The organism is Streptomyces sp. CRN 30, assembly GCF_034105845.1.
In genome coordinates this window covers 63,014-88,013 of the sequence record NZ_JAVRHI010000169.1, presented here as the reverse complement: position 1 = coordinate 88,013, position 25,000 = coordinate 63,014, and the positions used below count along the sequence as shown (strand labels likewise).

The window sequence follows — 25,000 nt, the reverse complement described above, 5'->3', positions numbered from 1 at the left end:
CAGCCGGGGCTGCCACCCCCGACATCCGGGTCAGCCCGAGTCGGGTCTTCGCGCACTGTCGGTGGTGGAGCCGCCTGCCATGGGCACCCCGCACATGCCGTATGTGGTGCAGCGGAGAGCTTCAGGGCACCGCCTTGGCTGAGGGGTGGCCTGTCCGTCCTCTGGCCGAACCCGGAGGCCTCACCCAAGGGCGCGGCCGGCACGGTACTTCGGACGAAACGTGATCGAGCGCTGCGGGAGGGGCGGGTGCGGGGCGCTCACTGTGGGCGTGGCGTGGCTTATTCGGTGGTGATGTCGGTCAGGTCGGCGAGGATCTCGGAGGCGATGACGGGGTTTATCTCGCCGAGGCGGTGCGGGTACGTGTGGTTGGGCCAGTAGTCGCCGGGGGCGGTGTCGATCCAGATGGTCTCCAGGAGCTGGTCGGGGAACTCGTCGACCATGCCGACGGCGATCCCCTCGTCGAGGGCGATGACGAGGTGGCGGTTCCGGGCGATCGGGCGGGAGAACCAGCGTTCCACGCCGTTGTCCTCGGGCGTGCCGCGTTCCCAGCCGCGTTTGGTGAGGCCGAGAAGGCTGCCGACGGGGACGGTGACGCCCTCGAAGCGGGTCAGCCGGTGGCCGGTGGCCTCCGCGTCGGTGAAGGCGTGCACGGGGCGCCCGAGCTGCGGGAAGGGCTGGAGGATCCCGTGGTCGGCGAAGAGTTCGGCCCAGGGCTGAAGTTCATCTCCCAGATGGAGGGGGTGGGCGAGGCGCACGGTGGCGTCGGAGGGAAGGGCCCACGCGTCGTCGTGGACGTCGGCGAGGGAGAGGTCCTCGGTGACACGGAACGCGGTCACCGTTCCGTCAACGTCACCGAGCCAGACCAGGCGGCGCACCAAGTGGCGCAGGAGCGGGTGTTCGACGAGCAGTTCGAGGAACTCTGCGGCGGTCCATGATCGGCCGGTGACCATGGCGGCCTCCAGGCGGCGCAACTGGTCGGAGGCAATGGTTCGGACCTCCTTCTTGAGAGCGGCGAACCGCTTGCGCTCGGCGGGGGCCAGTTCCGGGTCGTCCTTGACGCCCGGGGCCGGCAGGGCCTTGCGGAGCTTGCCGGTCTCGTCGCGGACACAGGGGCGCAGCTGTTCGTCGAAGGTGACGGTGAAGCGGCGCGGGCCGTAGTCGATGACGGTGCTGCCGTCGTCGGCGAGACCGAGGTCGGGGACCAGCCGGTCGGCGAGCTGGTCGGTGGTGAGGCCGAGTCCCTCGGCGACCTCGTCGATTTTCTCCCGGGCCCGCTTCTTGAGGGCCTTGAACGGCACACGCTGGGAGATGCCGTGCAGATGGCGCAGGGCGGTGTCGGTGCCGATCGCAGCGAGGACGGTGAGGCCCTCGACGGCCCGGTGGTGGGCGTTCTCACCGGGCCAGGCACGCACGAGGGGGGTGAGACGGCGGACGGTCTCGTCGTCGCCGAGGAGGCCGAGGGCGTGGAGGGCCCAGCTGTCCTTGGCCGGCATGCCGTGGAACCGCCACGTCATGAAGAGGGCCCAGGCGAACTCGGCGAGGGAGCCGGCGTCGCACTGCTCGGTGACGGTGGCGAGGCCGGGGTAGACGTCACCGGACTCGGAGAGCTGCAGCATGGTCGTCACGTGGCGGACGGCGTCGGCGGGCAGGGCGCCGCGGCCGCCGGTGAGCTGGATCTGTGGGAACAGGGCGGGGTCGGCCCAGGCACAGGGGGACGGCATCCTCGCCGGGAGGGCGGTCTCCAGCGGATCGCCGGCGAGGAGGTCGGCGACGATCGCCTCGGCCTCGGCCCCACAGCCGGCGGCGATCTCCCGCACGTCCTCGGCGCCCACCTCTGTGGCGAGTTGCCGCAGGGCGTGTTCGGCGTGGGTGCGGGGCCTGCCCGCGGGGCCGACGGCGTCGGGAACGAGGAAGGCGGCCGCGGCCCGGCCGTGGCGGCGGAGCCAGGCGAGAACCGTGGGCCTCAGCGACTGGCGGCGCACCAGCCACTCGGCCATCTGCCGGGCCACCTCGACGCTGCGGTAGGGCAGCAGCAGGTCACGGGCGGTGGCCGGGTAGCGGGCGGCGAGGCGGCTCAGCATCGGCAGGGCGTGCAGGCCATGGCGGGCGGAGACGGGCCTGAGGTAGCTCTCGGTGTCCCAGACGTGCTCGGGGGCGAAGGCGTCGAGCAGCGGGCGTACGACGTCCTCGGGGCCGGTGACGAAGAGGCGGGCGGCGCGGATGTCGCCCCGCCACGTCCCCTGCCGCATCCGCTGGATCTCCCGGGACCAGTCGTGCTCGCGCCACCAGGGGGTTTCGGCGACTACGGTGGCCGCCCAGGCATCCTGCTCCCCGGGCTTCCAGGCCACCTCGGCCCGCGGAGCTTCGGGGACGTCGCGAGCCACGCGGGCCTTGCGGCTGGTGCGCTTCCGGGTCCACGGCGGAGCGACCAGCAGGGCGGGGAGCGCCTCCGCAGGCGCTTCCGCGTCCCGTTCGCCCCGCTTCAGCAGCGGGGCGACGACGGATGCGGACGCCTCGGGCAGGGCGGGCAACGTCTCCTCCGTGAGCTCCGGGTGGGTCACCACGTGCAGGGGCAGCAGCATCCGGGAGAGGGCCGCCTGTTCGCTGCTCTCCGCCGTGGCGGCGGAGAGCAGCCGTAGGGCCCGCCGGGGATAGCGGTTCATGGCGTCGAGCAGGGCGGGGCGGACATTGCGGTCGCCGCCCTTCTTCAGCAGCAGGTGGAAGGCGTCGTCGGTGGGCAGCTCGGCGGCCCAGCCCGCGACGTCCCGGTGCCCGTCGGATCCGTAGGCTGTGTCGAACGCGTCTTCCAGCAGGGACCCGACGGCGGGACCGAGCCGGTTCGCGAGGGTGGCGAGCAGTGGGAGGTTCCAGCCGTTCCAGCCGAGCCGTGCTCCTTCGCCGATGCGGGCGAGCTGCTCCGGCCGGTGCAGGGAGAGGAGGAGCATGCGCCGCAGGACGGAGTCGTTCGGTATCGGGCCGTCGCAGCACTCGTCGACCCAGGCATGCTCCTCGGGTACCAGGTAGGAGACCACGATGCGGCGCTCGGCGCTGTCCCGGAGGCCGGTGAGGGCCTCGACGGTCTGCCGTCGGGTCTCCTCGTCGACCGCCGCGAGCAGGTCCCGGACACGGGCGGCGGTCTCCCACACGAAGTAGGTCTGGTAACCGGTCGCTCTCCGCAGCGCCGCGTCGTACCGCCGGGAACCTGCCTGCATGTGATGGGGGTTGACGCTTCCCAGCTCCACGACGGCACGGGCGGCGAACGGCAGGCCGTGTTCGGTCACGCAGGCGTCGACGAGCACGTCCACCATCGTGTGGTGCCAGCCGACGGCGATTTCCACGGCGGCCCCGAGCGGAGAGGGACTGCCCTCCCGATGGGCCCGGCCCTCCTTCACCAGCTCCGGGTCGCTGCCGGAGGAGGAGAACATCTCCCCGAACCAGACCGCCTCCTGCGCGTAGCGGCGAGCGGCCTTCTCCACCGCGTCCTCGGCCGGCTTCGCGGCGGCCCGGAGCACGGGCAGGGCCCGCAGCCAGGCGGCGGGCATCTCGAACCGGTCCTCGTCGGCAAGTGCCTGGTGCATAGCGCCGTTCCTCCCCGTCACCCGTCGCACGGGGACTCCATGAGCAGTTGCCGATCACGTTAGACCTGGGCACTGACAACGGCCGGGTGTGTGGAAGCCATTCGTGTCCACGAAGCACACGCACCCGCTGTGCGAGCTGTTCGCCCCACTGGTAAGACGTGGTCGCGGTCGGCGAGTTGCTCGTCGGAGCGTCGATGACCAGCAGGGTCAGGCGGCGACGGCAGGCGCGGTGGGCATGACAAGGGATCGGTGCAAACACATGAGTGGCGGACTTCCCGAAGACATCACCATCGTGCGGGCCGACGCGCGGTCCCTGCCGGACACCGACCAGGCGATAGACCGGGCACGCCGGCAGTTCGGCTCCCTCGACCTGCTCTTCCTCAACCGGGGTGCCGGGGTGCCGGCGATGAACTTCCGCTGCGCTTGCGCCCTGGAGCTGCCTCGAACACTGCGACGACTTCCCGATGTCCTCGTCGGCTGATCCGGCGCGGCCGGTGTCAGGACCAGGCGATCTTGCCATGGCGGGAGACGAAGCGTCCGCTCCCGGCGCCGGGCTCCTCGGTGGCGAGAGCGACGATCGCGTCCGTGCCCTCGGTGACGGTCTGGGGGCCGCTGTGGCCGTTGAGGTCGGTCGCGGTGTAGCCGGGGTCGGCGGCGTTGACGCGGATGCCCTTGAGCCCCTTGGCGTACTGCGTGGTCAGCATCGTCAGCGCCGCCTTCGAGGAGGTGTACAGCGGCGCGACGACGTGCGACTCGGGCCGGCCGGGATCGTGGGTGAGGGCGAGGGAGCCCATGCCGCTGCTGACGTTGATGATCACAGGGTCGTCGGAGCGGCGCAGCAGCGGCAGGAACGCGGTGGTGGTGCGGATGACACCGATGACATTGACGTCGAGGACGGCGCGGGCGTCGGCGGCGGTGAGGCCGCTGGGATCGCCGACGGGGCCGTGCACACCGGCGTTGTTGATCAGGACGTCGATCCTGCCCTCGTGTTCGGCGACGTCCGCGGCCGCGGCTGCCACGGACGCGTCGTCGGTCACGTCGACGGGGACGTAGCGTGCGCCGAGCGCGGCGGCGGCCTCCTCTCCCTGTTCGCGGTTGCGGGCTCCGACGAGCACGGTGTGGCCGCACTCGATCAGGCGGCGGGCGGTCTCGCGGCCGAGGCCCTTGTTGGCTCCGGTGATGAAAGTGATGGTCATGCGTTCCACTCTGATCCCGACAAGGGAGGCGGACCAGGGACACTTCGACGGTAGGAAGACCAGTACCACCCTCGCGCCCCCATGCACGACCGGAGATGCAGGAGGATGGGACACATGTCGGCGACACTCGGAACCGGGCTGGGCGTGATGATCCGCACGTGGCGGGACCGGCTGCCCCCGTCGGCCGCCGGGCTGCCGGTGGCCCGTGGGCGCCGGGCTGCCGGGCTGCGACGCGAGGAACTGGCTGACCTGGCCGGGGTATCGGTCGACTACATCGTGCGCCTCGAACAGGGGCGGGCCACGACACCCTCGGCGTCGGTGGTGGCGTCCCTGGCGCGAGCCCTGCAGCTGTCCACCGCCGAGCGGGACCACCTGCACCGGCTGGCCCAGCTCGTTCCGCCGGCGGACAGTACGATCTCCGACCACCTCCCGCCCGGCGTACAGCGGGTGCTCGCCCGCCTCGGCGACGTGGCGGTGGCCGTGTTCGCGGCGGACTGGCAACTGGTGTGGTGGAACCGCGGGTGGGCCGCCCTGCTGGGCGATCCGTCCGCCTCGCCACCGCGGCTGCGCAACTTCGCCCGCGACAGGTTCCCGGTGGACGCCGGCCCCGCCCGCCTCGCACTGTGGCCGGTGACCGAGGCGGACCGCGACACCACCGACGCCGCCGTCGTCTCCGACCTGCGCCGCGCCACCGGCCGCTACCCCCACGACAGCCGCTTGGCCGCGCTGATCCGCGACCTGAACGCGGGCAACAGGAGGTTCGCCGAGCTGTGGGCGACCGGAGAGGTGGCCGCGCACCGCGAGGACCACAAGACGGTCGACCACCCGTCGGTGGGCCCGGTCACGGTGGACTGCGACGTCCTGACCGACGGCGACTCCGAGCTCAAGATCGTCATCATGACCGCCGTGCCCGGCAGTGAGGACGAGACCAAGCTGCGGCTCACCGCCATCGCCGGCCCACCGGCCACCACGCACCACTGATCCCACCACCGCGTCGACCCTACGCGTCGACCGACCGGCCGCCTGTGCGTGGCGAGCGCCTGGTCCTGGCCGTCACCGGCATCGACGGTCTCCAGGGCGGCGACCTGGCCGCGGCGCTACCGGCCCTCGGCGCTGCCGGCCCTCGGCGGCTGGCAAGGGCGGCTTCCTACGCGCGTACCGCGGCGACCGCCTCATCGAAGGCCCGCTCCATGTCGACCGCACCGTTTGGGCCTGATCCGCTTTGACGGACATCCGAGAACAGGGGTGCTGCCCCGGAGGGATGTCCATCATGGAGAGCATGGCGAAGAAGAAGCCTCGGCCCCGTCGTTCGTTCACGCCGGAGTTCAAGGCCGAGATCGTCGAGCTGTGCCGGCGCGGTGACCGCTCCGTCGGCCAGGTCGCCAAGGACTTCGATCTGACCGAGACGGCGGTGCGGCTGTGGGTCGGCCAGGCTGCGGTCGATGCGGGCGAGCGCGACGGACTGACCAGCAGCGAACGTCAGGAGCTGGCCGCGTTGCGGCGGGAGAACCGCCGGCTGCGGGAGGACGTGGAAATCCTCAAGCGGGCCACGGCTTTCTTCGCCAAGGAGACCCGGTGACGGTCCACCCGTTCATCGAGGCGGAGAAGCAGGGCGGTCACAGCGTCCAACGCGCCTGTGAACTGCTTGAGGTCTCCCGAGCCGCCTTCTACGCCCGCCGCACGGGCCGGCCCGGCCTGCGGGCAGTCCGTGATGCCGAGCTGACCGAGAAGATCACCGCGGTCCACGCACACTCGCGCGGGACCTACGGAGCCCCGCGCATCCACGCTGTCCTGCGACGGCAGGGCGAGGACTGCGGCCGCCGCCGCATCGCCCGGCTGATGCGCGAGGCCGGGCTGCAAGGGCGGCACCGCAGGCGACGACAGCCGACCACGGTCCCCGACCCGCGGGCCGCCTTCCGGCCCGATCTCCTCGTCCGCGACTTCGCTCCCGACCCGGACGGCCTCGACATGCGCTGGTGCGGTGACATCACCTACGTCCCCACCGCGGAGGGCTGGCTCTATCTGGCCACCGTGATCGATATCGCCTCCCGCCGTGTCGTCGGCTGGTCCACCGCCGACCACCTGCGGACCGAACTGGTCGCCGATGCCCTGAAGTCCGCGTGTCGGCGGCGTCGGCCCACCCGGCCGGTGATCTTTCACTCGGACCGCGGCTGCCAGTACGTCAGCCGGGATTTCGGCACTCTGGCCAGGAGGTTCGGTATCCGTCTCTCCGTCGGCCGCACCGGACAGTGCTGGGACAACGCGCTCGCCGAGTCGTTTTTCGCCACCATCAAACGGGAACTGCTCGACACCGCTGCCTGGCCCAGCCGGGCCGCTGCCCACACCGCGATCTTTGACTTCATCGAAGGCTGGTACAACCTGCACCGGCTGCACAGCAGCCTCGGCTACCGGAGCCCCGCCGAATACGAGACCGCATCCGCAGCCTGACCACCACACCGCCAATGTCCGTCAAAGTGCAACAAGCTCACCCCGCAAAGCGCTCGGTAATCTGCGCTTGCGGCTGGAGGATGCGCACGAGCGACTTACTCCCGGCCTGACGTGCCACCAGGCGAAGGGTAGGGAGTGGGACAGGGTCGGGGTGAGACTGGAAGAATCTGACGCCGCCGTGCTCCGAAAGGGGCTCGACTCCACCGACGAGGCTCACCGCTCGCTTTACGTCGCACTTACCAGGGCACGAGTCCGCAGCCTAGCGGTGTGAACGAAGGGTGGCCTGCAGGACCAGGGATGGTCCTGATCACGACGTCGTGGTCAGGCCGCTGGTGCCGAGCCTCCCTCACAGTCCGCTGGGAGTACCGTCCGACGCTGGCGTTCGTTGTCCTTTCCGCAGTTGTAACGGAGCTGCGCGTGACGCTCGTTTGACGCTCCGACGGCCCAAACGGCCACCCAAAGAACCGGAAGAGGCATCTGACCTGCTCCTTCTCTCTGTTCGCATAACGTGACGTCTTTCCTATGACGCATCATGTGGAGTGCGTCGCCATCCTCGAACCGGCGGCGAAAGGCTCCTGACCCGCGGTTTTGCCCGGTACAAGGCGGTCGCTGGGTCCGGTGCGATTTCGCGTGCTCCGGTCGTTCACAGCGCTGCCGGACAACGCTCACCACCTCATGACCGCTCAGGTACCCCGGCGGGCTCGCTCGACGATCTCGTCCTCCTTGAGCGGCACATCGTGGTGACTGAGGCAGATCGGCACCTCGATCTTGCTGAATCCGGTCCCCTCGCTGGCGGCGTTGAACACGCCGGCTTCGAGGCCGGCGAGGTTGTCGAGGACCGCGTTCCGTGCCTGGGCCATGATTCTGACGGCTTCGAGGTGCGCGGTCTGGGTGAGTCGGCCGATGAACTGGTTCACGGTGTTGCCCAGCGCCTGGTTGTGGATTCCTCTGGGAAGCTGTGAGGCGAGGACCATCCCGAGTCCGTACTTGCGTATCTGGCGGATGAGTTCGACCGTACTGTCCCTACTCGGATTCGACGCACCGGCGGGCACGAAGTTCTGCGCCTCGTCCATCACCAGCAGCCCGCCCAGGGCACGGTCGCCGACCGGGTGTGCCCTGAACCATGAGAACAAGGTCGCCTGGAGGCGGCTGACGAATTGGGCCGGTCCGTCGCCGGACAGGCCGATGAAGTTGATCACCGAGATACGGGCGACCTTCCCCGGCGACGGGATCAGGAGCAGGCCGGGATCGGCGGGCGCGCCGGACTCCCCGAACAGCGGGTCGGTCTCCATCGCGGCTTCCAGCGTGTCCGCCATCTGAACCGCGAAGCGGCTGGTCCTGCTGTTCACGATGTCGGTCGGACGCTCCGCGAGCAGCTCGACGAGGCCGGCCAAGGACTTGCCGCCGTCGCGCGCGTACCGTTCGAGGGCGCGTTTGAGGACCCCCAGCTGCTGGGTCGCGCGAGCACTGCTGCCGCGTACACCGGCATGTGGCGCGAGTGAGGCCACGGTCGACCTGACCAGACGGGGAAAGTCGTCCTCGTCGTCGAGGACGGGACCGAAGTCGGGAAGCGGGTGGAAGGAGATCGGACGTCCCCGGTTCAGACCCGGTGTCCACACCACCACTTCGACATCCGCGAAATAGCGTCGTGCCTCGCGCTCATGGTCGTCCGTCCACCCTTCGGGCGGGCGCGACCAGGGGTCGCCGAGCCGCGCGAGGTCGTCGTTCGGATCCAGCACGATCACCGAGACGCCGCGCAGAGCGCACTGCTCCACAAGTCGTTTGATCAGGACCGTCTTGCCCGATCCCGTCGCGCCCACCACCGCGGTGTGCATCCGGAGCCGTTCCATGGGTACCGCGAACGGACGGCCGCCCCGGACCGTGGTTCCGACGACGATCTCGGTACGAGCGGGCTCGGCGTCCTGCGGTGTGCGCGCCGCGTCCACCGCCACCCCGGCGCCGGCTTCCGTGGTCGCGATGCCGAGACGCTGTCGCAGGTCTCCCAGCACCGGCGCGAAGACCTCGATGCGGGAAGCAGGCCGCTCCTGTCGCAGCCATTCGTCCAGACCCGACGTACGGTCGTCGAGCATGGTCCGGAGGGCTGCCAGGGCCCGCAGGTCGGCGGCGCCGATCGGTAACGACACCCCGCCCCGCGCCTCGAAGTCGTCCTTGATGTCCTTGGTCCTGGGGCCGCTCGGGTACGGCGTGTTCCGCAGCAGGGTCAGCCGGCGGCTCGCCAGGTCGGCCGTCAGGCCGGCCTCGACGGCCGCGTTACGGATCCGGTTCTGGGCGGCGATGGCGTTGTCCGCGGCGATCGCCCGGAAGGACCAGTGGAATTCGTTCTCGCTGGCCTCGTCCACGACGTAGCGCAACCGGGCGTGCAACGCCGCCTTGCGGCCGAAGTCGGTCTCGACGGAGAACCACGTCTCGTCGACACCCAGTTCCCTGACCAGACTCCGCAGCCCCGCGCCCAGCAGAGAGGGCATCGAGCGGTCCTCGGCCGTGGGGTCGAGCGGCCCGCGGTCGTCCGCCTCGGCACGGAGCTTGTCGAAAGACTCCGTCAGGGTGCTCAGGGTGCTCAGAGTGCTCAGGGGGACGGCCCTCGCCGGTGCGGGCGGTGCGGCTGCCGTGGGCTCCGCGTCCGCCAGGGCGTTCAGTTCGGACACCGTGCCGGTCCGCAGACACGCCTCGATGTGCTTCTGGACCCGGACGAGCAGTCGGCGTGCGGTGTAACGGTGTGGGGCTTCGGCCAGCGCCGCCGAGGTGACCGGCCAGGTGGGATACCGCGGGGTGAACCCCGTCCGCTCGTAGAAGGTCCGAAAACGGCTGCTGACGATGGCGGCGGCGGTTGCCTCGTCGGGAATCGCGCCGAGCGTCGGCAGAACCTCGAACCGGTCCAGGGCGGACCGGAGCGCCGCCCGGGAGATCCGCTCCCAGGTGTCCTCGTGGCATGCCACGACCATCAGGGTCCGGCGGGCTTCCTCCCGCAGTTCCATCAGGCCGTTGGCGATCTCACCGCTCAGCCGTTGCGCGGCCCGGCCCTCGCCGGAAGCGGGCGACGTCAGCGACGACGTCTCCGCGGCGGACACCAGGGTGTCGAGCTGGTCGAAGGCGAACACCAGCGGCCCGGCCAAGGCGAACAGGCGCGTCAGATCACGCAGGACGAGTTGGGCCGGTCGCCCGCCCGGCGACATCCCCCAGGCGGCGCGCTTGTCCCCGTCGTCGTCGTTGAGCGCGAAGTAGGCCCTGCCGATCTCCACGGGATCGCCGGCGGAGGCTATGAGCACCAGCGCGCGGGCCGTGTCCGCGGCCTCGTTGCCCACCTGTCGGTCGATGGTCCGGATCCCCCGGACGAACGCGTCGACATGGGCGCGCGTCACCTCGCGCCGGCCGGTGACGGCGGCACGGGTGTCCGTGTCGAGGCGAGCCTGGCGTGAAAGCTCGTCGAGCAGACGAGTCAGTTGTTCCTGGTCGCCTTCGTCCCTTCGGTAGAGGCTGTCGACGAGACTTTCGGCGGCGCTTTCATAGAAGTTCCGGCCGGTGACGAGCTTGATGTAGAAGAAGAAGCCGCCGCGCTCCTGGATCTCGTGGCGGGTCCAGCCGAGCAGATGCGTCTTGCCCGAGCCGCTCTCGCCACGCACCACGGTCGCAATCGGCGAGTGGGCGCGCTCGACGGCGCTCATCGCCCTCCCCAGCCGCCGGAACACCTCAGGATGAAGGCCGTCGACGTGGTAGGAGGTCACCGGTTTCCAGACCTCTTCCCACGTCAGCGCGGTGCTGATGTCCAGCGCCTCCAGGGCGGCGAGTTCCCCGTTCACGCCGGTCCGATCCGCAGCAGGTGGCGGGGTTCGCCGCCGATGTCGACGGCGGCTCCGCGGTCCTCGTCGCTGAGTGTGCGCTGGTTGAGCTCGCCCATCAGATGTACGTCGTTCTGCTCGATCATCCGGTCGAGTTCGGCGTCGACGGCACGTCGCGGCAGGTCCTCGAGCCATGGGCGCAGCGCCGACAGCCTGACCCAGCTGCCCGGTTCCCGGCGGACGGTGAGTTCCGTGTAGGCCGCGCGGATCCAGTCCTCGACATCGGGCTGGAAGAACTCGCCGAACTTGGTACCGGAGCGAGCCAGGTACTGCCCGACGTTGCCCAGCACCGCATAGAGCACCCCGGCCGGAAACCTCGCTCCGTCCGGGCGTCCGGCCACCAGAGCGGACTCGCACCAGGTCCGGCCCGCGGACGTGAGCCGGTGCGTGTTGACCGCACCGTGTTTCCTGGTCGCGATCCGCTCGGCATCCTGGTTCACTCGCCGTCGCACCACCGCGGTGATCTCCAGACCGGCGAGCTCGCGCAGTTCACGGTTGGTCACCGGCCGTGCGACCACCATCAGCGCGAACAGCGATGCATGATCCCGTACAGTCAACTCCGTCGGCACAGTACCCCTCCTCGATGAGCCGAATTCCGGTCAGATGTCCAACCCCCGCCTGGGCACCAGTTCCACCCGGCCGGTCGTGCTCGACAACTCGCCCAGGACCGTGATCACCTGTCGTTCCCGGTGCGCGGTGATCGCACGGTCGTACGAGACCTGGTCCGGGAGCCGCACCCAGACGACCCGCCTGACCAGTTCGGCATGCTCGGTGCGCAACTCGCCGCGGACCTTGATCCGCCACCGGTCGTTGCCGGAGGAGTCGTCATGCAGCCCCTCGACCACACCGGAGACCGTCGCGGCACCGGTGGCGTTGAGGCTGCGAAGCCGCACGGACGCGGCGCGCAGCAGTGATCCAGAGGTCTCCGGGAACGCGACGACGTGTGACGGCACATCGAGTGGCTGCGAGCGCGCCCACCGGAAGCCGATCTCGAAGGGCTCACTCCGGTCGAAACCGGAGAGTTCACTGAGCGCCTTGCACAGATCCGCGGAGACGCCGGCCGTGACGGTCTCGTCGAAGGCGGCGGGCGTGTCCGCCGCCACGGCTGCCTGGGCCGCGCGCACCGCCTCCAGTATCTGCACCAGCACGGCCCGGCCGGTGACCTGCTCCCCGCTCGGGGTTCGGGCCGCCGCGTCCGCCGCCACCCGAATCTCGACGACGTAGCTCCCGGCGCGGGAGGGGCCGAGTTCGGCTGCGCGCAAGAGGTCGCCCACCACGCCCGGTTGCCGGCCGGCGAAGGCGAAGTGCGGACCCTGCACGACGGTGCGTGCCGCCGCCGTCAGGACGTTGCGGACACCCAGCACCGTCTGCGTCCCCAGGAGCAGCGAGGTGTAGCCGGGGTCGTGGCCGGCGGGAAACGTGCGGAAGGACTGCTTGTCCAGCTGCGGTCTGGCGATCTCCAGGGCGATGTCGCCCGTCGGCCGGTCCTCCAGCGCGCACAGACAGCGCAGGATCTCCCGTACACGGCGATCGCTGTCGCCCATGCCGTCGCGAGCGGGCACCAACACCTCGTAGTCGTCCGGGTGTTGCCAGACACTCGCGCCGCGCCAGCCTTGCGGCTCCCGCTCCCAGCCCGTTTCCGCCAGGTAGCTGGCGATGTCGTCGACCTTCAGCGGAATCGTCATCGGTTCCCCTACCAGTCGGACTGCGTCTCGGTGAGCCGGCGCAGTGAGGCGGCGGTGAGCACGTTCGCGGTCGGAACCCTGACCGGACGCCTTCGGCAACGGTCGGGGTCCTTGATCGGCTCCTCGGCGCGAAGCGAGACGAAGTAGCCGAGGTGACGGAGGAGCACACCGTCGGTGCTCATGGCCGCGTACGCCTGGTTGTCGGCGGGGACGCAGATGACGAAGAGGAAACGGGGCACGGTGAAGTCGGGACCGACGAGCTTGTTGAACTGCCACTCGTTGAGCCCGCGGAAATTTAGGTGGCCGGACGACACGGACGGCCTCGACCATGTCTTGATCTGAGCCTCGACAGTGGGGGACAGTGTCCGTCCGTAGCGGCCGGTGGCGCGGAACCCGAGGTCGACCCCGTCCGCGTCGATATCGCCTTGTATGACGATCAGCCCTGCCGCAGAGGCCAGCACACGGACGTAGTCTTCGCCGAACTTGCCCTGGTGCTGCTTCGCATCGAGCACGAACGCCCCCCAATGTCCCCCTGGTGTGGCACACGGTGGTCGGAATATTACGGTACGCGCCAACGACTGTCAGGGTTCTGCAACGGGCCTTCCGAGAGGCCCGCGAAACGATGGCCGGCAGGCAGCTGTTCATCCCTGATGCGATGTCGAGACGGGCCTCCCTGTCTCCAGCTTGTCACTGCCGAGCTGGTCGACGGCCGTGCTGAACCGGTCGGTGACGTAACCCTCCTGGGTGGCCCGCAGACCGTCCTGGCTGACGCACAGCTGCCGCCAGGTGGCGTACGCGCCGAACAGGACGACCACGCCGCCCACGGCCTGCAGAAGAGTCGTACGGACGTCGTTCACCGCCGTCAGCCGGTCCTGCGCGGCGACGCTCGCCCCGGCGAGGTCGTGGTCGACCACCGCACCCGGCCCCCGGCCCGGCTCCCCCGTCTCCATGGGCATGGGAGCCCAAGTGCCGCCCCAGAGATGATCAAGACGTGGAGACGCCTGTGCGGTCGGTGCGCGGGGTCGTTCCTCCTCGACGCTCACCCTTGGTGCCTGCCGTCGTCGACGCCGTCGCCGACGCCAAGTACGGGGCGGGCAAGCCGCGCGGCTGTCCCGCATCCGTACGGCGGTTCCCCGCCGGTCAGGTCAGTGACGACAGGAGGTCCTCGCATGCCTGTGCGCAGCGGCGGCATGCCTCCGCGCAGATGCGGCAGTGTTCGTGCCGGTCGGCGTGGCTCGCGCACTCGTCGGCGCAGGACCGGCAGGCGGCGGCGCACGCGGTGAGGACGGCACGGGTGACCTCGGTGGCGTGGCCCGTGCGACGGGAGAGGATCGCGGCGGTCGCGGTACAGAGGTCCGCGCAGTCTGCGTCGGTCCGGATGCAGGTGGTCAGGTCGGCGACCATCTCCTCCGACAGGCAGGCGTCCGCGCACGCGGTGCACGCCTGGGCGCAGGTGACACACTCCTCGATACAGCGGGCCAGCCGGTCGCGGTCCACGCCGCCCGGGGCGGCGGGGCGGGCGGCGAGCATTTCCTTGACGACGGTGCTCATGGGGCCTCCTGTCAGCCGCGGCCCACGGCCTCGGCCAGTTGCGCCTTGTTCATCGTGGACCTGCCCTCGACGCCCTTCTTCTTCGCCTCCGCGTACAGCTGCTCCCGCGTCGGGCCCCCGCCCGAGCCACCGCCGACCGCTCGCCGCCGCGCTGCGACGGTGACTTGCCCTTCGTGGAAGCGCGGCTGGCGGTCTTCGCCTCGCCGGACCGTGCGCGTTCCTTGTTCACGGTCCTGGCGGCGATCTCCTTCGCCCGGCCCTGGGACGCCCCGCGGTCCTCGGCGCTGTCCTTGATGTGCTCGTACTGGCGCTCCCGCTTGGAACTGGACCCTGCCGGCATGGATGCTTCCTTTCGCCACCGGGCGTGCGGACACGTCCGACCTCGTGAGTGCCGGAACGGGTTGCCTGTGGCGCCGCGGCCAAACGGATCTGTCGGACGGCGGGGAGCCGGCCCGTCAGGAGGACTGCACCGCGTCGAAGACCGCCAGCGCCTCGGACGGGTCCGCGCTCACCAGGCGTTCCAGGCCGGCCATCGTCATGGTCGCCCAGCGCTCCGCGCGGCTCCACATGCTGTTCTCGAAGGCGCGGACGGCTTCGTCCACCTCCGCGAGGGTGGACGTCGAGGTGAGTGACTCGGCCAGTTCCGCGCCCTCCAGCAGGGCCAGGTTCGCCCCCGCACCCAGGGGCGGCATCAGATGGGCGGCGTCGCCGAGGAGCGTCACGCCGGGGACGTGGGCCCAGGTGTGGGCGACGGGGAGGACGTGGAGGGGGCGGCGGGCGAAGACCGTGCCCCGGCGGAGAAGGTCGAGGACGGGGGCCGCCCAGCCGTCGAACAGGGGCAGCAGGTCCGCGCGTACGGCCTCGGCGTCCAGGTGGTCGTCCGGACGTTCGGGCAGCGGCGTGCGGAACTGGGCGTACACCTTCACGTGGCCGCCGCTGTTACGCTGGGCGACTATCGCGCGGTTCACGCCGTACACCGCCACGGCACCGTCGCCGACCAGCCGGGCCAGATCGGGGTGGCGGTCGTCGATGTCGTCCAGCGAGGTCTCGACGAAGGTCACGCCGGTGTAGCGCGGGGTCGCCGGCGAGACCGCGGGGCGGACCCGCGACCACGCGCCGTCCGCACCGACCACGAGGTCGAACGCCTCCTGCCGTCCGTCCTCGGTACGCACCAGTACGCCGTCCCGGCCGCCGTCCGGTACCACCTCCGTCACGGCCCGCCCCCACTGGACGTCCAAGGGGCCGAGCAGCAGGTCGCGCAGTTGTCCCCGGTCGATCTCGGGGTTGGCCCGCTCGTCCGGGCCAGGCCGCCAGTCGCGCAGGACGGTCCCGTCCGTGTCCAGGATGCGCATCGCCTGCCCCTCCAGACGGGCCAGCGCCCGGAACTCCGGCAGCAGTCCCGCCTTGTCCAGCGCCCGCTGGCCCAACCCCTCATGGAGGTCCAGCGCGCCGCCCGGGGGACGGGCGTCGCGCGAGGCGTCGCGTTCGAGGACGGTGACGGGGTGACCGTGCCGGTGCAGGACACGGGCGAGGGAGAGGCCGGCGGGGCCGGCGCCGACGACGCAGATACGGGGTGTCATAACCGTAGAACGTACGTGCGGGTGGGTGAGGGGTGGGCCCGACTTGGTCGAGGCTATACCCGATCCGCCTGGCTGCCTGGCCGCTCGGGATCATGCGGGTAGACGTTCCTTTCGGAGGTGTTCCGGAGGTGTTCCGGAGGAACTTTCCGTCTCAGACGCCGGGAGGTGCCACGGGCTCCCTGAGAACCTCCGCCTCCCGGGATCAACTCCTTGGGAACAACCGCCCCACCCTCTGTACGAACACCGTTTCCTCGTTGTACGACTTCTCCGTATGTGATGACCATGCCGAGCGCGCACACTCCGGACGAGGGCTGACAACGTTGTCCCCGTGGGTCGGGACCCGCGCGTGCACCGTGACGCTGGAGAGGTTCCGTGCTCAGAAGACCCAGAAGACCCAGAAGACCCGCAAGGCATAAGAGACTCACGAGGACACGTGCCGCCCTCGCCGCGCTGCTCGTCGGTGCCCTCGGGGCCGCCGCGCTGACGGCCGGCGGTCCGGCGGCGGCCGCCGGGCGGGCCGCGTCGGCCGGGTCCTCCACCGGCACGGACCACACCGCGCTCGTCGACCCCTTCGTCTCCACCGCCGGGGACGACGGCAACGACCTCCCCGGCGCCCAGGCCCCGCACGGGCTGGCCAAGGTCAACCCGATGACCACACCGAACCGCAACCACAGCGGGTACGACTACGACGAGGACCACATCGCGGGGTTCACGGCCACGAACCTCGACGGCGTCGGCGGCTCCGGCGGCGGCGGTGACCTCCTCGTCGTACCGACGTCCGAGACGTACGACAGCCGGCCCGCGACCGGCACCTACGCGCACGCGTACAGCCACGACGACGAGGACGCCTCGCCCGGCTACTACCGGGTCGGGCTCGGCGGCCCCGACGGGACCATCGACGCCGAGACGACCGCGACGACCCGCACCGCGCTCCAGCGGTACCGCTTCCCCGCCGGGTCCGACCCCGAGCTGGTCCTCGACCTCGCCAACAACTTCACCAGCCGCACCCGCGCCACCCTGGACGCCGAGACCCTCGCGGACGGCACCACCGCGATCAGCGGGCTCGTCGCCGGGTCGTTCAACGGCGCCTCCTACCGGCTGTACTACCACGCCACCACCAACGTCCCCGTGACGTCCCTGAGGACCTGGGACGGCGGCGGCGCGCTCGGCGACGCGACCTCCCGGGACGGCACCGACACCGGTGCCGTCCTCGCCTTCGACCCGGCCGACGGCGACGACATCGAACTCCGCATCACCCTCTCCCCGATCAGCGCCGAACAGGCCGCCGTCGACCAGCGCGCCGAGGTCGGCGACCTCACCTTCGACCAGGCCCGCGCCCGGACGAAGGCCGAGTGGAACCAGGCGCTCGGCGCCGTCGACGTCACCGCGTCCGAGCGGTCCGACCCCGACTCCACGCTGGTCGGGCAGTTCTACACGCACCTGTACCGCATGTACGCGCTGCCGGTGAACGCCACCAGCACCAGCGGCACCTACCGCGGGGCCGACGGCGCCGTACACAAGGCCAACGGGTTCACCTACTACGACAGCTGGTCGTCGTGGGACGACTTCCGGAAGTTCTCCGTCGAGGCGTACATCGATCCCGCCACCTACCGGGACATGGTCCAGTCGGCGATCATCCTCTTCGCCGACGCGCGCGCGTCCGGCAAGAGCCTCGGCAGCCTCACCCACTCCGTGCCGACCGTCCGCTGGGAACGCCTCCCGGTGGTGGTGGCCGACGCCCTGTCCAAGGGGTACGACGGCTTCGACCGGCTCGACGAGGCGTACCCCGCGATGAAGTCCTACGCCGGGTACTACACCGGCGAGCAGCTGCGGCAGGGATACATCGCCGGCGACCCCGGCACGACCGTGCAGCGCGGCTACGACCAGTGGGCGCTGGCCGTCGTCGCCGACGCGCTCGGCAAGGACGACGACGCCGAGGAACTGCGCACCCAGGCCACCATGGCCATCGACCACCTCGTCAAGGACGGCGCCTGGACCGCCGACGACGGCACCGAGGTCGGCCTGCTGACCCCGCGCGACGCCGACGGCGACTGGCAGGGCGTCGACTACGAGAAGTTCGAGGAGGCCAAGCTCTACCAGGGCACCCTCTGGCAGTACCACTGGTACGACGCCTACGACATGGCCGGCCTCGTCGAGGCCATGGGCGGCGAGAAGGCCGGCCGTGCCGCGATGCTGCACATGTTCGGTGAGGACTCGGACGCCGACGACGGCTCGACCATGCTGCACTCCAACGCCAACGAGATCGACCTCCAGGCCCCCTACCTCTTCAACTACGTCGGCGAGCCGAGCCTGACGCAGAAGTGGGTGCGCGCCATCTACACCGAGGAGACCTGGAACCGGTACATCGCGACCGGCTCCACCGGCGAAGCCCCCAGCTCCGGCGGCGAGTTCAGGCCGCCGGTCAAGACCAAGGTGTACGAACTGTCCCCCGACGGCTTCCTGCCGACCATGGACAACGACGCCGGCACCATGTCGACGATGTTCGTCGCCGCCGCCCTCGGACTGTTCCCGGTGACGGCCGGGTCGAGCCAGTTCCAGATCGGCAGCCCGTTCTTCGACTCCACCACCATCAGCTACGCCAACGGCAAACAGTTCACCGTGCAGGCCGACGGCGTCTCGGCCGACGACTACTACGTCCAGCGCGCCACCCTCGACGGCAAGCGGTTCGACAACACCTGGCTCGACTACTCCCGGATCATCGGCGGCGGCACCCTCGCCTTCACCATGGGTGACGAGCCCTCCGACTGGGGGACCGACACCGAGCCCGCCTACTCGCTCTCCGGCGACCAGGGCGGCGGCGGTACGGCACCCGGCAAGGGCACGACCGTCCTCTCCGCCCGCCCCGACACCCTCGCCACCACCGCGAAGGGCACCGTCGACGGTTCGATCCGGCTCACCCTGACCGGCAAGGCGTCCTTCGCCGCCCGCAAGGGCACCAGCCTCACCCGGACCGGCGCGGCGACCGTGACCGGCCTCCCGGACGGCGTCACGGCCGACCTGTCGGTCACCGGAGCACGGACCGCCGCCCTGACTCTCAGAGGCCGGACGGAGACCGACATCCGTGTCGGCCTCACCTTCGCCGACAAGGCGTTCGCCCACAAGGTCCCGGCCGCCACGGTGACCGGCGCCGGTGTCTCCGTGACCGACCCGCTCCTGGTCTCGGCCGCCGCCGTCCACCGCGAGGCGCTCGGCACCCTCGTCGACCAGGCGTCCCTGGTGCGCGAGGGCAACTACTCCGACGGCTCCTACGGGCTGTTCACGACCGCCCTCGAACGCGCGCGGACCGTCCTCGCGGACGACACCGCCGCCACCGGCACCCTCATGGCCGCGCACGACGCGCTGCGGACCGCCGCCGACGCCCTCACCCTCGACGAGGGCGGCTACGCCGTGCTCCAGGCCGAGGACCCCGACCGGATGGAGGGCCCCAGCCTGGTCAAGGAGGCGTACTACTCCGACGGCGACCTCGGCGGAGTCACCGAGGGAGCCTGGGAGCAGTACACCGGCCTCGACTTCGGCGGCGTGGCACCCCGCAGCGTCTCCGTCCGCTACGCCAACTCGCAGGCCGCCACGGCCAAGCCGAGCAGCGTCGACCTGCACGCGGGTGACGCGGACGGCCCCGTCGTCGGCACCGTGCAGCTCCCCGGCACCGGCGGCTGGCAGTACTACACCACCGTCCAGGCGGCCGTCACCGACCCGGGGGCCCTGCTGGACGCGGGCAGCGTCACCTTCGTCTTCCACGCCCCGTCCGGACAGCAGTGGGTGTCGAACTTCGACTGGTACCGGTTCTCCCCGTACGACGCCCCCTCGTCCGGCTCCACCACCCTCGCCACGCTGACCACGGCGAACGCCACCGCGACCGGCGGCGGCTCAGGCGGCGCGCTCAACCTCTCCAACGGCGTCTTCGAGAACGTCACGGACGGCGCCTGGGCCGAGTGGAAGGGCACCGGCCTCGGCGACGGCGCCGACACCGTCACCGTCCGCTACGACAAGCCCCGTTCCCGCGCGGCGTCCGACTCGCACATCGAGCTGCGCCTCGGCTCGAAGGACGGCCCGGCCGCCGCCGACATCCCCCTCGACTACTCCGGTGACGGCTGGGGCACCGTCGCCACCACCGACGTCACCCTCGACCCCGGCGTCTTCACCGGCGACCAGGACGTGTACGCGGCCTTCGTCTCCGGCACCCAGACCGACGCCCAGCCGTACGTCGCCAACGTCCACGCGCTGACCCTCACCCGCGGCGCCGACACCCCGGTCACCCTCGACACCACGGCGTGGAAGGCGAACAGCGGCGGCGGCCTCAAGAGCGAGACGGCCACCTGGAGCGACGCGGGCTCCGCCACCTCCCTCGGCGGCACCTACGACGGTGCCTGGCTCGACTACGGCGACATCGACTTCGGTGACTCCGCGAAGAACACCGTCACGATCACCTACGTCAACAACTCCGCGCGCTGCGGCACCGGTTCGGCCGTACAGCTCTACCTCGACGGCTTCGACGCCGACAGCCCCGATGACGCCGGAACGCCGTACGCGACCGTCCCGTTGCCCGTCACCGGCTCCTCCTGGTCGTCGGGCGGGACGACCGGCCTGACCCTGCCGGAGACGCTCAAGGGCACCCACTCCGTCCACCTGCGGCTGACGACGAACGCCGACTCCTCGCACCCCTACGTCGCCAACCTCGGCCGGCTGACCTTCAGCCACGTCGAGACGCCCGCCGAGACGGACCTGTCCGCCCTGCGCGAGGCCGTCGATCAGTACGAGGGCCTCGCCGACGACGCGGACCGGTACGGGGCCATCGACTTCGCGGTGTTCACCCGCGAACTCGCCACCGCCCGCGCCCTGCTCGGCGCGGACGACGCCACCCAGCTGGAGGCCGACACCGCGACCCGGAACCTCACCCTCGCCGCCAAGCAGCTCGTCCCGCTGCCACGGCTGCGGCTGGAGAACCTCGTCACCACCGCCTCCGGCCTCGACAAGGGCCGCTACACGGACGCCACGTGGGCCGCGTTCACCCGCGCCCTCACCGGCGCGAGGACCGCCGTCGCCGACGACACGGCCACGGACAGGACGCTCACCGCGCGGCACGACGCCCTCGACCGCGCCCTGTCCGGTCTCAGGACCGAGCGCGAGACGGTCCCGGCCGCGCCCGGCACGGTGTCGGCGACCCCGTCCGGCTCCAGCGTGACGGTCGCCTGGTCCGCACCCGAGGACGACGGCGGCTCGAAGGTCACCGGCTACGAGGTCACCCTCAGCGGTGGCCGCACGGTGCGGATCGACGACCCGGACAGCCGGGCCACCACCTTCACCCTGCTGAGGACCGGAGCGTCGTACACCGCGCGGGTCCGCGCGGTGAACGCCGTCGGCACCTCCGCCCCGAGCGCCGCCACGCGGCCCGCCGTCACCGGCGACAGCAGGCCGCAGGCGCCGGCCGTCACCGGTGTCGTCACCGACGGCGAGCGGGTCCGGGTGACCTGGCGCTCCGCCGGCGACGGCGGCTTCCCGGTCCTCGGCTACACCGTCACCCTCGACGACGGCACCACCGCGCACGTGGCCGCCACGGCGGAGACGGCGCTGCTGACGGCCACCGGCAGGGCGAGGACCCACAGCGCGACCGTCACGGCGGTCACCCTGGCCGGCACCTCCGACGCCCCTGCCGGGACGACCGCCACCGACGCCGACCCGGCCGCGTACGAGCCGTCCCCCTTCCCGGACGACGTGCTCGACGCGACCTACGCCTCGGACGAGTGGCCCGCTACCGGCGACGGCGGCGACTACTTCACCGGCCTGCTCAGCGGCTTCGACGACCTCGGCACCAGCACCCTGGGCGCCGACGCCGAGGTCCCGGAAGGCACCCCGCTCACCGCCGAGAACGACACCATCGCCGTACGCGTCAACAACGCGGCGACCCGGGCGGAGGTCGACCGGGCCGAGACCGACGCGTCGAACAGCGCCACCGTCACGATGGCCGACGGCCTCGGCTCCCGCCTCGGTGACCTCTACCTCGACGCCCTGAAGGGCGGCGACCTGCCGAAGACCAGTGCCCTCTTCTCCCGCGTCACGGAGAACCTCGACACCCACGACGCGGCGAAGGAGCACTACGACTACCCGCGGCCGTACGTGCGGCTCGGCTTCGTCGGCGACGGCGGCCACGTCTACGAGTCGCGGGACGGCTCCTACGCGGGCCTCGCCGACAGCGGCTCCTACCCCAGCGGCCACACCTACGGCGGCTACGAGGCGGGCACGATCCTCGCCACGCTGCTGCCGGAGCTGGCGCCGTCGATCCTCGCGCGGACCTCGGAGTACGGCGACAACCGCGTCGTCCTCGGGTTCCACTACCCGCTCGACGTCATGGGCGGCCGCATGACCGCGCAGGCGACCGTGGCGCACCGGTGGGCGGACCCCGAGTTCGCCGGTCTGCTGACGCAGGCCCACACCGAGATGGAGAACGTGCTGCTCGCCCGGTGCGAGGAGCAGGGCTGGGGCGACACCCTCACGGCCTGCGCGGGCGACCCGTACGCCGGTCTCGACACGGCGGGCCAGGTCGACCTGTACACGCAGCGTCTCACCTACGGGTTCTCCCGGACCGGCGCGGCCGGGCAGGCCGTCGAGGCCCCGGCCGACGCGGCGGCGCTGCTGACCACGGCCTTCCCGGACCTGACCACCGAGCAGCGCACCCAGGTCCTGGAGCAGACCGCGACGGACTCCGGCTACCCGCTGGACCTCACCGGGGACGGCGGGGAGAGCTGGCAGCGGATCAACCTGGCGGCGGCGCTGGCGGCGGACGTCACCGTCGGCGCCGACGGGTCGGTCACGGTGACCGGTTTCCCGGACGCCACGGAGCAGAGCGGCGCCGACGTCACCGCGCTCACCGTCGGGGGCGTCGCGCTCGACGGGTTCGACCCGGACGTGGCGACGTACGTCGTGGACTGGCCGGAGAACGCCCGGGTCCCGGCCGTCGGCGCCGAGACCGAGCAGTCCGGTGCCCGGGTGAAGGTCACCGAGGGCAGTGACGTCCTGACGTCGAAGGGACAGTCGAAGGCACAGTCGAAGGGACAGCGGTTCACCGCCCGCACCGTCACGGTGACTTCGGCGAACGGCGTGGTGACCCGGACGTACACGGTCGGGTTCCAGCGCACGGACCGCGACCACCGGCCGGCCGAGGCCGGCGGACGGGAGGACGGCACCGAGCGTCCCGGCGGTGGCTCCGGCCTCTGGTCGCCGGGCCGGGAGTGGAGGGAGACACGTGGGCGGACGGCCGTAAGTTCTGCCCTGTAAGGTAACAGCATGGCAGACGACACCCCGGCGAAGCCCCCCGTCCGTACCCGCAACCGCCGCGGGGAGGGCGGCAGGCTCCGCGAGGAGATCGTGACGGCGGCGGTCGAACTGCTGGAGGAGGGTGGCGACGCGAGCGCCGTCACCCTCCGCTCCGTCGCCCGCCGGGTCGGCATCGCCGCCCCCTCGATCTACCGGCACTTCCCCGACCAGCCCGCCATCATGCTGGCGGTGGTGCGCAGCGCCTTCGCGGAACTCGACGCGGAGCTGGACGCCGCCGTGGCGGCCGCCGGCGGCGGCCCCCGGGAGCGGCTCGTAGCGCTGTGCCAGGGGTATCTGGAGTTCGCCCAGGCCCGCCCCGGGCGCTACCGCTCGATGTTCGGCGGAGTGTGGACCCCCCGGCCCTCGGACGACGGGACGGCCTCCGACGCGGGGTCCGTGACCGTGCGGGACATGGCCGAACTGGGCCGGCCGAGCATGCGGCGGCTCGCGGAGGCGCTCGGCGCGTGCGTCGAGGCGGGCGCCGCGAGCAGTACGGACGTGACCGCCGACGCGGTCGCGCTCTGGCTCGGACTGCACGGGCTGGCCCACCAGCGGATGGCGGCCCCCTCGTTCGAGTGGCCCGCGGACATCGCCGAGCGGGTCATCGGGTCGCTGGCCCATCTCGCGGAGAAGTAGAAACAGCGGGGTCCCGGGGAGGAGATCCCCGGGACCCCGGGACCCCGGGACGGTCCGCGGCGGCGGGTCAGTCGTTCAGCCGCCGGTCAGTCGTTCAAAGGCCGGTCAGTCGTCCAGCGGCTTCGTGTCGGTGATCCAGCCGGCGAGCTGCTCCATGTAGTCCGCCTGGGAGACGTAGTCCAGCGCGGCGGAGACCCACGGGTGCACCTGCCCGGCGGCGAGCGCCGCGTCGTCCGCGACGGTGGGCTGCTTCTTCAGCTGGGCGGTGTCGTAACCGGCCTGCTGGAGCAGCCACATGTCGCCGCCGATCTGACCGGCGTTCTCCCAGCTGTAGTTCCCCCAGTAGTAGCCCTTCGGCTTCGGCTCGAAGAACTTCACGCCGAGCCCGGCGTACAGGTTCAGCGCCGGGTCGTCCTCGGCCTTGGCGACGCTGACGCCGTCGGTGTCGGCGTAGAGCGACGTCACCGTCACCGGGTTGTCCTTCGCGGCCTTCGTCAGAGCGGCCGAGGCGGTTTCGTAGCGCTCCTTGGCCTCCGCGACCGTCTTGGCGTCGGCGCCGAGCGCCTCGGCGAACTCCGTGGTGCGCTCCACGACGTCCGCGCCGTCACCGCCGAGCTTGATGGTGATGACCGGCGCGATCGCCTCGATCTGCTTCTGCTGGTCGAGGTCCTTGAAGCCGTAGTCGGGCTGCGACTCGTCGATCGTGCCCTTCTCGTCCGTCGGGTAGACCTCGGAGACGATGACGTCGGGCCGCTGCGCCGCCAGCTCCTCCAGGTCGATCTCGCCGTACGCCGTGCCGACCTGCTTGACGCCGGAGGTGTCGAGGTCGTCGAAGCGGGCGTCGTCCTTGATGGAGGAGTAGCCCCAGGACGCGACCGGCTCCAGGCCGTAGTTCATCAGCGGGACGATCTGGTCGTTGACGCCGGCTATGCGGGTCGGCGCCTTGTCGAGCTTGACCGTCTTGCCGAGGTCGTCGGTGAAGGACCAGCCGCTCTCGGTGGCCTTGGCCGCGTCGGAGCCGGAGCCCGAGCCCGAGTCGGAGGACGACGAGGAGCAGGCCGGGAGCGCGGCGAGCAGGAAGACGGCGGCGGCCGGGAGCAGCCGGCGGCGCAGTGCGGTTCTCATGACGGGGGTTCG

Annotated in this window: 17 protein-coding genes and 1 pseudogene; 7 read left to right on the top strand and 11 right to left on the bottom strand. The window is 71.2% G+C overall.

What is annotated here, in order from left to right:
- Positions 1 to 278 precede the first annotated feature (278 nt).
- Entirely contained in the window at positions 279 to 3,578 is a 3,300-nt protein-coding gene (locus UW392_RS16870; RefSeq protein ID WP_320775833.1) for a DUF4132 domain-containing protein, read from the bottom strand.
- A 259-nt stretch (positions 3,579 to 3,837) separates the two neighbouring features.
- On the opposite strand from UW392_RS16870, the gene UW392_RS16865 reads away from it, so the two are divergent.
- Positions 3,838 to 4,059: a hypothetical protein gene (locus UW392_RS16865; RefSeq protein WP_320775832.1), complete on the top strand. Its 222-nt coding sequence runs from the start codon at positions 3,838 to 3,840 to the stop codon at positions 4,057 to 4,059.
- 16 nt (positions 4,060 to 4,075) lie between these two features.
- Here the strand turns inward: UW392_RS16865 and UW392_RS16860 are convergent, their stop codons facing one another.
- Entirely contained in the window at positions 4,076 to 4,774 is a 699-nt protein-coding gene (locus UW392_RS16860) for an SDR family NAD(P)-dependent oxidoreductase (protein ID WP_320775831.1), read from the bottom strand.
- A gap of 114 nt (positions 4,775 to 4,888) precedes the next feature.
- On the opposite strand from UW392_RS16860, the gene UW392_RS16855 reads away from it, so the two are divergent.
- From UW392_RS16855 to UW392_RS66985, 4 genes are all read left to right on the top strand, one after another.
- Positions 4,889 to 5,755 carry a helix-turn-helix transcriptional regulator gene (locus UW392_RS16855; RefSeq protein WP_320775830.1) on the top strand — a complete coding sequence of 289 codons (867 nt, stop codon included), beginning with the start codon at positions 4,889 to 4,891 and terminating at the stop codon, positions 5,753 to 5,755.
- A 298-nt stretch (positions 5,756 to 6,053) separates the two neighbouring features.
- Positions 6,054 to 6,353 (top strand): transposase, encoded by a 300-nt coding sequence (locus UW392_RS16850; RefSeq protein WP_414496270.1) that lies wholly within the window; start codon positions 6,054 to 6,056, stop codon positions 6,351 to 6,353.
- Entirely contained in the window at positions 6,350 to 7,222 is an 873-nt protein-coding gene (locus UW392_RS16845; RefSeq protein ID WP_320775829.1) for an IS3 family transposase, read from the top strand. The genes UW392_RS16850 and UW392_RS16845 overlap by 4 nt, the downstream gene beginning before the upstream one ends.
- The gene (locus UW392_RS66985; protein WP_414496268.1) at positions 7,128 to 7,493 is read left to right on the top strand and encodes an ATP-binding domain-containing protein; all 366 of its coding nucleotides are present in this window, start codon (positions 7,128 to 7,130) and stop codon (positions 7,491 to 7,493) included. Before UW392_RS16845 ends, UW392_RS66985 begins: the two co-directional genes overlap by 95 nt.
- Positions 7,494 to 7,905: 412 nt before the next feature.
- Here UW392_RS66985 and UW392_RS16840 read toward each other — a convergent pair whose 3' ends face one another.
- The 8 genes and pseudogenes from UW392_RS16840 to UW392_RS16805 form a co-directional block, all read right to left on the bottom strand.
- Positions 7,906 to 11,040 (bottom strand): helicase HerA domain-containing protein, encoded by a 3,135-nt coding sequence (locus tag UW392_RS16840; protein WP_320775889.1) that lies wholly within the window; start codon positions 11,038 to 11,040, stop codon positions 7,906 to 7,908.
- On the bottom strand, positions 11,037 to 11,636 hold the full coding sequence (locus UW392_RS16835) for a hypothetical protein (RefSeq protein WP_320775828.1): 600 nt from the start codon (positions 11,634 to 11,636) through the stop codon (positions 11,037 to 11,039). Before UW392_RS16835 ends, UW392_RS16840 begins: the two co-directional genes overlap by 4 nt.
- Positions 11,637 to 11,678: 42 nt before the next feature.
- Complete coding sequence (locus tag UW392_RS16830) at positions 11,679 to 12,764, bottom strand: hypothetical protein (RefSeq protein ID WP_320775827.1); 1,086 nt, start codon at positions 12,762 to 12,764, stop codon at positions 11,679 to 11,681.
- Between the two features lie 8 nt (positions 12,765 to 12,772).
- Complete coding sequence (locus tag UW392_RS16825; RefSeq protein ID WP_320775826.1) at positions 12,773 to 13,276, bottom strand: DUF4365 domain-containing protein; 504 nt, start codon at positions 13,274 to 13,276, stop codon at positions 12,773 to 12,775.
- A gap of 129 nt (positions 13,277 to 13,405) precedes the next feature.
- Positions 13,406 to 13,720, bottom strand: a complete 315-nt coding sequence (locus UW392_RS16820) for a hypothetical protein (protein ID WP_320775825.1) — start codon at positions 13,718 to 13,720, stop codon at positions 13,406 to 13,408.
- 184 nt (positions 13,721 to 13,904) lie between these two features.
- The gene (locus UW392_RS16815) at positions 13,905 to 14,315 is read right to left on the bottom strand and encodes a four-helix bundle copper-binding protein (protein WP_320775824.1); all 411 of its coding nucleotides are present in this window, start codon (positions 14,313 to 14,315) and stop codon (positions 13,905 to 13,907) included.
- Between the two features lie 11 nt (positions 14,316 to 14,326).
- Positions 14,327 to 14,655, bottom strand: a pseudogene (locus UW392_RS16810) (plasmid stabilization protein).
- A 115-nt stretch (positions 14,656 to 14,770) separates the two neighbouring features.
- Positions 14,771 to 15,895, bottom strand: a complete 1,125-nt coding sequence (locus UW392_RS16805) for an NAD(P)/FAD-dependent oxidoreductase (RefSeq protein ID WP_320775823.1) — start codon at positions 15,893 to 15,895, stop codon at positions 14,771 to 14,773.
- A gap of 372 nt (positions 15,896 to 16,267) precedes the next feature.
- Between UW392_RS16805 and UW392_RS16800 the strand changes: the two genes are divergently transcribed.
- Together UW392_RS16800 and UW392_RS16795 are read left to right on the top strand one after the other, a co-directional pair.
- On the top strand, positions 16,268 to 23,188 hold the full coding sequence (locus UW392_RS16800) for a glycoside hydrolase domain-containing protein (RefSeq protein ID WP_320775822.1): 6,921 nt from the start codon (positions 16,268 to 16,270) through the stop codon (positions 23,186 to 23,188).
- A gap of 9 nt (positions 23,189 to 23,197) precedes the next feature.
- Positions 23,198 to 23,863, top strand: a complete 666-nt coding sequence (locus UW392_RS16795) for a TetR/AcrR family transcriptional regulator (RefSeq protein WP_320775821.1) — start codon at positions 23,198 to 23,200, stop codon at positions 23,861 to 23,863.
- 105 nt (positions 23,864 to 23,968) lie between these two features.
- On the opposite strand, the gene UW392_RS16790 is transcribed toward UW392_RS16795, so the two are convergent.
- Positions 23,969 to 24,988 (bottom strand): ABC transporter substrate-binding protein, encoded by a 1,020-nt coding sequence (locus tag UW392_RS16790; RefSeq protein ID WP_320775820.1) that lies wholly within the window; start codon positions 24,986 to 24,988, stop codon positions 23,969 to 23,971.
- Positions 24,989 to 25,000 lie beyond the last annotated feature (12 nt).

Excerpts from the sequence above, each read along its gene's own strand:
- UW392_RS16870 (WP_320775833.1), bottom strand. The coding sequence starts at position 3,578 with ATGCACCAGGCACTTGCCGACGAGGACCGGTTCGAGATGCCCGCCGCC.
- UW392_RS16865 (WP_320775832.1), top strand. The coding sequence starts at position 3,838 with ATGAGTGGCGGACTTCCCGAAGACATCACCATCGTGCGGGCCGACGCG.
- UW392_RS16860 (WP_320775831.1), bottom strand. The coding sequence starts at position 4,774 with ATGACCATCACTTTCATCACCGGAGCCAACAAGGGCCTCGGCCGCGAG.
- UW392_RS16855 (WP_320775830.1), top strand. The coding sequence starts at position 4,889 with ATGTCGGCGACACTCGGAACCGGGCTGGGCGTGATGATCCGCACGTGG.
- UW392_RS16850 (WP_414496270.1), top strand. The coding sequence starts at position 6,054 with ATGGCGAAGAAGAAGCCTCGGCCCCGTCGTTCGTTCACGCCGGAGTTC.
- UW392_RS16830 (WP_320775827.1), bottom strand. The coding sequence starts at position 12,764 with ATGACGATTCCGCTGAAGGTCGACGACATCGCCAGCTACCTGGCGGAA.
- UW392_RS16820 (WP_320775825.1), bottom strand. The coding sequence starts at position 13,720 with ATGCCCATGGAGACGGGGGAGCCGGGCCGGGGGCCGGGTGCGGTGGTC.
- UW392_RS16815 (WP_320775824.1), bottom strand. The coding sequence starts at position 14,315 with ATGAGCACCGTCGTCAAGGAAATGCTCGCCGCCCGCCCCGCCGCCCCG.
- UW392_RS16805 (WP_320775823.1), bottom strand. The coding sequence starts at position 15,895 with ATGACACCCCGTATCTGCGTCGTCGGCGCCGGCCCCGCCGGCCTCTCC.
- UW392_RS16795 (WP_320775821.1), top strand. The coding sequence starts at position 23,198 with ATGGCAGACGACACCCCGGCGAAGCCCCCCGTCCGTACCCGCAACCGC.
- UW392_RS16790 (WP_320775820.1), bottom strand. The coding sequence starts at position 24,988 with ATGAGAACCGCACTGCGCCGCCGGCTGCTCCCGGCCGCCGCCGTCTTC.